This is a genomic window from Pseudomonas sp. 39004, assembly GCF_028682155.1.
Lineage (GTDB): Bacteria > Pseudomonadota > Gammaproteobacteria > Pseudomonadales > Pseudomonadaceae > Aquipseudomonas > Aquipseudomonas capeferrum.
Genome location: NZ_JANIAG010000065.1, coordinates 21,561 through 28,211, shown reverse-complemented (window position 1 = coordinate 28,211; position 6,651 = coordinate 21,561). Strand labels below are relative to the sequence as shown.

Below are 6,651 nucleotides of genomic sequence, written 5' to 3'. Positions count from 1 at the left end.
GCTCTTCCGATCTCGGAAACATTGCGCGCGTACTCGATGCCTTGCTCCAGTTCCTTCAGCGTGCGGTAGGCGGTTTCCAGGAAGGCCATGCCGGCGGCGGTCAGCTTGACCCCGCGCTTGTTGCGCAGGAACAGGCTGAAGCCGAGCTTTTCTTCAAGGCGGTTGATCGCTTGACTCAGGGGCGGCTGCGCCATGTGCAGGCGGATGGCAGCCTTGTGGAAGTGCAGTTCCTCGGCCACGGCAATGAACTGCCTGAGCAAACGTGTTTCGATCATTCTACGTTCCTTCATCGACATGCAGGGTGCCCGGAAGGCGGCCGGGCCACCCCTGCAAGGCGGCCATCATAGTGCGTGGCACCCGAGTGACAAAGCCCGGTGATATCCCTGAGATATCAAAGTTGCATGCTTTTAATATTAAGTCATTGATTTTTTTATTGTTATCGTAAAAAAGGAGAATCTGAAGGTGCCCCGCAATGCCCATGACAGACCCTTTCAATAATAAAGTTGCCATCATTACCGGTGCCGCCCAAGGGCTGGGCCTGGCCTACGCCATGGCGCTGGCCGAGCGTGGTGCCCGGGTGGTGATCAGCGACCTGGGGACTGACCGCGCTGGTCAAGGGCAAGACCCGTCAGCACTGGACCAGGCGCTCGCGGCCTTGCAGGCCAAGGGCTACAACGTGGTCGCCCATGCCGGGCAACTGGAAGACGAACGTGAGTGCCAGCAGTTGATCGAGCTGGCCATCGAGCATTTCGGTGCGCTGGACATCCTCATTCACAATGCCGGCTGGGTCGATTACCAGGGTATCGAGGCGCAGGAAGAAGCCTTTCTTCAGCGTGCGCTGGGCATCAGCGTGCACGCCCCGGTGTGGCTGGCCAAGCATGCCTGGAAGTACCTCAAGCACTCGGCGGCGCCGCGCGTGGTGCTGACCACCTCGGACCGCGCCATGTACCAGCGCTATTCGCAGCCCGGCCTGGTGGCCTACTCGGCCGGCAAGATGGCCCAGGTCGGCATCATGAACGCGTTGAGCATGGAAGGGCAGGCGCACGGCATTCTGGTCAATGCCATCTCGCCGGTGGCCAAGACCCGTATGTGGGGCGTTGCCGACGCACCGGATGAGCTCAAGCCCGAATGGGTCACGCCGGGGGTGTTGTACCTGGCCAGTTCACTGTGCCGCGACACGGGGTACATCCTGCGCGCCAGCAACGGGCAGTTCACCGCCACCCGTTTCACCGAGAACAGCGGCGTCAGCTACCCGCGCGACCTGGCGCGGGTGCAGGCGGGCAACCTCAAGGAAGTGGCCGAACGCTGGAGCCGCATCAAGGAATGCCACTATGTGCCGGTCAAGGTCGCCAACACCCGTGCCGACCTGGGCGAAAGCCCGGTCTGGGACGCGCGAAGCGGCGCGCTGTACTTCGTCGACATCTCCGGTGGGCGCATCAACCGGCTGAACCCGGACGGCGAGGTCGAGAGCCTGTATGAATCGGCGGCGCGCATTGGTGCTCTGGCGTTGACCGACAAGGGCAACCTGATCTTCACCGAAGACTCCAGCGTCGCCATTCTTGACGTGAACGCGCGCAAGGTGCGGCAGTGTTCCGTGCCGGTCCATCCGCGATCCACCTACCGCTTCAACGATGGCGCCTGCGACCCCCAGGGGCGTTTTGTCAGCGGCCTGATGGACGAAGCGCCGAGCGGCAATACCGGTGCCTTGTTCCGTTTCGATGCACAGCTGAGCGACGAGGTGATCCACGACGGCATGGCACTGCCCAATGGCCTGGCCTGGTCGGAAGATGGGCATACCGTGTACTTCGTCGACTCGGTCGCCCGTTCCATCTACCGCGCCGAATACCTGCCGGAAGGTCGCCTGGCCGAGGTCGTGCTGTTCGCCGAAACCCCCGCCGAGCTGGGCCGCCCGGATGGCATTGCGCTGGACCGTGAGGGCGGGCTGTGGGTCTGCCAGTTCAATGGCAGTTGCCTGTTGCGTTACGACCGTAACGGCCACCTGACCGACCAGGTGGTGATGCCGGTGCCACGCCCGACCAGTTGCTGCTTTGGCGGCGAAGGCATGGCCACCTTGTACATCACCACGGCGCGTTTCGGCATGAACGCGGTTGAACTGCGGCACTATCCGGATGCCGGCGACCTCTACGCCATTCGCCCGGAGATCGCTGGCATCCACCGCCACGCCTTCAAGGAGTGAGCTGATGCACCCGGCTGGCCGGTAACACGGCCAGCTCGCCAAAGCGCTGCGCTGCATCGATGTAGCGCAGCGCCGACTTGGCGTCTTTCCAGCCCACATAGCTCATCAACGCCTTCAGCTCCCAACCATTGGCCGTGGCCCAGGTGGCGAAACCGCGGCGCAGGGAGTGGCCGGTGTACAGCGCCGCCGGCACCCCGGCACGCTCCAGCATGCGCCTGAGCAGGCCGACCAGGCTGTTGCTGTTGAGCGGCGCGTCGCCGAGGTTGCCCCAGCGGTCGAGCTTGCGAAACACCGGGCCATGGGCGATGCCGGCTACTTCCAGCCATTGCAGGTAGGCGGTGACCGGGCACAGCGCCTTGAGTGCCGGCGTGCGGTGCTGCACGCCAAGCGCTTCCCGGTCGCCCTTGCTGCGCGGCAGGAACAGCGTGATGCCGACACCCGCCTCGGCCTGGATATGCTCGATGCGCAGCCGGGCCAGTTCATCACCGCGAAACCCTCTCCAGAATCCCAGCAACAGCAACGCGGCATCGCGACGTGCGCGGCGCAGTGCGGTCAGGTCATGGTTTTCGCGTGCCTGGCGAGCTTCGTCCTCGAAGCACTGCACCGCCGTCTGCAGGTGCTGCAGCAACAGCGGTGCGGCCTGCTTCGGAGGGGTCGGGTGCAGGGTGCGGATACCGCGCAGCACCTGGCGCACCAGCGGTGCCTTGGTCGGGTCGGGGAAGCCCTGGCTGATATGCCATTGGCTAAGGGCCGCAAGGCGTTGGCGCAGGGTGCTCACGGCGTGCAGTTCGGCGTGGTCGGCCAGGTAGCGGGCGACCGCCTCGGCAGTGGCCGGCAGAAAGCCGCCCCATAGGGTCTCGAAATGGTCGATGGCAGCCTGGTAGCTGCGCCGCGTGTTGTCGCGGGTGGCGGCGCGGACGTAGCGCTCGATGTCGGTCATGGTACGGTAGCCGGTATTCAGTGGTGACACGATAAACCGAATCGGCGGGCCTGTCCTGGCACACTTAGCCGCTGTGGCCCATGGCACTGGTTTCGAGTGTATACGCGGGTGAACCCGCTGCCACCAGGTCCTCAATGCCGTTGAAGGGCGGGTAGTCGAGCAGTTGCGCTGGCGACAGCGGGCGGCTGAAGTGATACCCCTGGGCGATGTCGCAACCGGCGAGCTTCAGGCACACCACTTGCTCGCGGGTTTCCACGCCCTCGGCCACCACTTCCAGGCCCAGGCGCTTGGCCAGGATGATGGTGGAGGAGACGATCGGGCTGTCGTCATGGCTGTTGGACAGCGGCGCAATCAGCGAGCGGTCGATCTTCAACTTGCTCAACGGCAGCGAATGCAGGTGGGCAAAGCCCGCATAACCGCGCCCGAAATCGTCCAGGCTGATGCCCAGGCCCGCGTCGCGCAGGCGGTGCAAGTGGCTGACTGCAGTACCCTCGGGGTCGAGGATGGTGGTTTCGGTGATCTCCAGCTCTAGCCGTTGCGCGGCAATTCCGTACCCCTGCAACTGGCTTAACAGCCGCGTGCTGAAGTCTGCCTGGCGCAGTTGCAGCGCCGAGACGTTGACCGCCAGGCGCGCTTCACGGCCCTGGGCGTGCCAGCGGGCCAGCGCCTCGCAGGCTAGGCGCAGCACTTCCCAGCCGAGCTCGATGATGAAGCCGCTGCGCTCGGCCAGGTCGATGAAACGGTCGGGGTAGAGCAGGCCGAATTCAGGGTGGTCCCAACGCACCAGAGCCTCGTAGCCCAGCACCTGGTGGGTATCGAGGCGGATCTGCGGCTGGTAGTGCAGGACGAACTGGTGCTCTGCCAAGGCTGCACCAAAGGCCTGTTCGAGGGTGAAGGCATGGATATCAACCAGGTTCAGCGAGGGGTCGAAGAAACGGTACTGGGCCCGCCCGGCCTGCTTGGCCGAGTACATGGCGGCATCGGCGCAGCGGATCAGGCTGTCGATCTCCTGGCCATCGCGTGGGCAGATGCTGACACCGACACTGGGGCTTGTGTTGACCTCCTGGCCATCCAGGGCATAGGTGGCCGAGAGTTTCTGCACCAGTTCGCGTACCCAGGCGTTGATCTGCTCTTCGCTGCGCTGCCCGGCCAGCAGCACCACGAACTCGTCACCGCCAAAGCGCGAGGCCTCGTCGCCGGGCTCCAGCAGGCGCTGAATACGCCCGGCCACGGCTTGCAGCAGCAGGTCGCCGATCTTGTGACCGAGTGAATCGTTGATCGACTTGAAACGGTCCATGTCGATGAACAGGATCGCCATCAGCCGGCGCTGGCCCCGTTGTCGGGTCAGCGCAAGCCCCGCCACCTCGACGAACTGGCGGCGGTTGTGCAGGCCGCTGAGGTGATCGGTGGCGGCGGCATGGCTGCTGCGCCGGTGGGCCTCCTCGAGCCGCTCGATCAGTTGCTGGTTGACCTGTTGCGCATGCTCCAGGGCACTGAACGCTTCCTGGCGTTTGCGCAGCAGGCGCAAGGTCCAGGCCAGGCTGGCGAGAATCATCAGGGTCATGCTGAGGTTCAGCCAGAACTGGCGGGCGTAGGCCAGGGTCGAGGGCGCAAGAATCGCTTCGTAGCGCTGGCTGACCACCACGCTGAAGCCGCGTTCGGCAACCCGCCGGTACAGGCTCTGGTAGGCGCCACCGGGTGAGTACTGGGTCAGCGCCCCGGCGTCTGGCCCCGCTTGTGGCAGCCCGGGCTCGAGGTTGTCTGCGGCCATCAGCACACCACTGGCGTCGATCCGCAGGCGTTCCTGGCCATCGTCCTGCAGCAGGCGCATCAGGCCCGTGCTGCCCAGGTCGATGTGCTGGAACAGTACCGCCAGGTAGCCGATGTCCAGTTGCACCACGAGGATGCTGTCGATTTCACGGCCAGGCAGGTCGGTGAGCGGCAATACGAACGGCAGGCGCCAGCTGGGCATGGCGTTGATGCCGGGCGCTTCGGCGCTGGGCAGGAAGGGTTTGAAGCCATAGCGGGCCACGTGCAACTGCAACTGGCGCAGCCAGTCTTCAGGCAGTGTCGCGGCCTCGTCGGCATGGCTGGCCGACACCAGCCGACCCTGCCGGTCGTACAGGCTCATGCGTTTGAACACCGGGTCTTCGGCGAGCAGCCGCGCCAGGCTGGCGTTGCCCTGGCGCAGCGCCTTCATGTCGCCCTGGGTGACGCGGCCCACGGCCTGGGCCCGGTCGACCAGCTGGCGCAGGCTCTGCGCGACGATGCTGGCCAGGTTCAGGTGTTCGGCAGCCTTGGCCGACAGTGCATCCTGGCGTGCGGCGGCCTTCTGCGAAACGTGCAGCCCCCAGAGAAAGGCCAGGGTGGCTGCACACAGCATCAGGACCATCAGGCGCAGAAGGCTTGCAGAAGAGAGCGAGCGGCGAATCACGGCGGAGGGTCCCGACCCAGGGTGATGCCGGCAAAATACGACAGCAAGATGACAGGCTAATGACTGATGGCCAATTGCCTCTAAGGTTTTGCCGTATCCGCCAAAGGCGTCTGCAGGCGCGTGGTTTCTTCTTCCATATAGGCCATCAATGCGCTGACCTCGGCATCGCCCAGGCGCATGTTGGGCATCGCCAGGCGGTTGTACTGCTCATAAAGCAGCATGGCCAGCGGGTCTTTCTGTGCAAGCATCTGGTCTGGTGCTTTCAGCCAACGGCTCAACCAGCTGGCATCGCGTTGGCGTGTTACCCCCAGCAAGTCGGGGCCGATGCCCTGTTGCATACCGGGCTCGGTGTTGCCCAAGGTGTGGCAGGAGGAGCAGCGGGTGCGGAAGATCTGCTCGCCACTGCTGGGCGAGCGCACTTCCGGCGCCTGGGCATAGTCGTTGGCCATGGCGCTGGCCTGTTTCCAGTTGTGCAGGCTGTTACCCAGGCGGTCGGCGAGGATGTAGGGGCTTTCGAAGGGCGAGGCTTTCATCCAGCGGCCGGTGGCCTGGTTGCCGATGATCAGGCTCAGGTTGTGGTCTTTGGAGCGGCCGTTTTCCAGGCCCTCTATGTACAGGCCCAGGCTTCTGCGCAATTGCTCGATGTCGTCGGGCTCGCCGGTGAGCAGGGTCCAGCCGGGGCCGATGGCGAATTTTTCGGCGTAGCGTTTGAGGGTGGCGGGGGTGTCGTTGTAGGGGTCGATGCTGATGGAGTAGAGGAATATATCCTTGCCTACGCGGTCGCCGAGGATCTTCTGCACCTGGCGCAGGCGGGCGGTTTCAACCGGGCAGGAATCGGAGCAACCGGTGAAGATGAAGTTGATGGCGACGACCTTGTCCTTGATCAGGTCGTCGAAGAAGTGGACCTTTTCGCCATCCTGAGTGAGCAGGGGGGTATTGGGGAAGTAGTCGGCGCCCCAGGGCGTAGCAGCTTCGTTGGTAGGGGCTTGCTGGGGCTGCACGGGCCAGAACGGGACACTGGCAGCGAACAGCGACAGCACGAGCAGAACACGCCATGAGCCGGTCATGATGCATGCCTCG

Annotated in this window: 5 protein-coding genes and 1 pseudogene; 2 read left to right on the top strand and 4 right to left on the bottom strand. The window is 64.4% G+C overall.

The genetic code is table 11. The features are described from left to right. Positions 1-275, bottom strand: a 275-nt coding sequence (locus NP534_RS13475) for a LysR family transcriptional regulator (protein WP_274099024.1), incomplete at its 3' end; no start/stop codon positions are given. 197 nt (positions 276-472) lie between these two features. Between NP534_RS13475 and NP534_RS26715 the strand changes: the two are divergent. Further along, a pseudogene (locus tag NP534_RS26715) lies at positions 473-1,120 on the top strand (SDR family NAD(P)-dependent oxidoreductase); the annotation flags it as partial. 24 nt (positions 1,121-1,144) lie between these two features. Further along, the gene (locus NP534_RS26710; protein WP_443201079.1) at positions 1,145-2,197 is read left to right on the top strand and encodes an SMP-30/gluconolactonase/LRE family protein; all 1,053 of its coding nucleotides are present in this window, start codon (positions 1,145-1,147) and stop codon (positions 2,195-2,197) included. Here the strand turns inward: NP534_RS26710 and NP534_RS13465 are convergent. The 3 genes from NP534_RS13465 to NP534_RS13455 all read right to left on the bottom strand — a co-directional run bounded on the left by NP534_RS13465 (position 2,187) and on the right by NP534_RS13455 (position 6,638). Then, positions 2,187-3,167, bottom strand: coding sequence for a site-specific integrase (locus tag NP534_RS13465; RefSeq protein WP_274099022.1), 981 nt, complete (start codon positions 3,165-3,167; stop codon positions 2,187-2,189). The two genes, NP534_RS26710 and NP534_RS13465, sit on opposite strands and share 11 nt — an antisense overlap. Before the next feature lie 34 nt (positions 3,168-3,201). Continuing rightward, positions 3,202-5,571: a putative bifunctional diguanylate cyclase/phosphodiesterase gene (locus NP534_RS13460; protein ID WP_274099021.1), complete on the bottom strand. Its 2,370-nt coding sequence runs from the start codon at positions 5,569-5,571 to the stop codon at positions 3,202-3,204. A gap of 80 nt (positions 5,572-5,651) precedes the next feature. Further along, positions 5,652-6,638: an SCO family protein gene (locus NP534_RS13455; protein ID WP_274099020.1), complete on the bottom strand. Its 987-nt coding sequence runs from the start codon at positions 6,636-6,638 to the stop codon at positions 5,652-5,654. Positions 6,639-6,651: the final 13 nt, after the last annotated feature.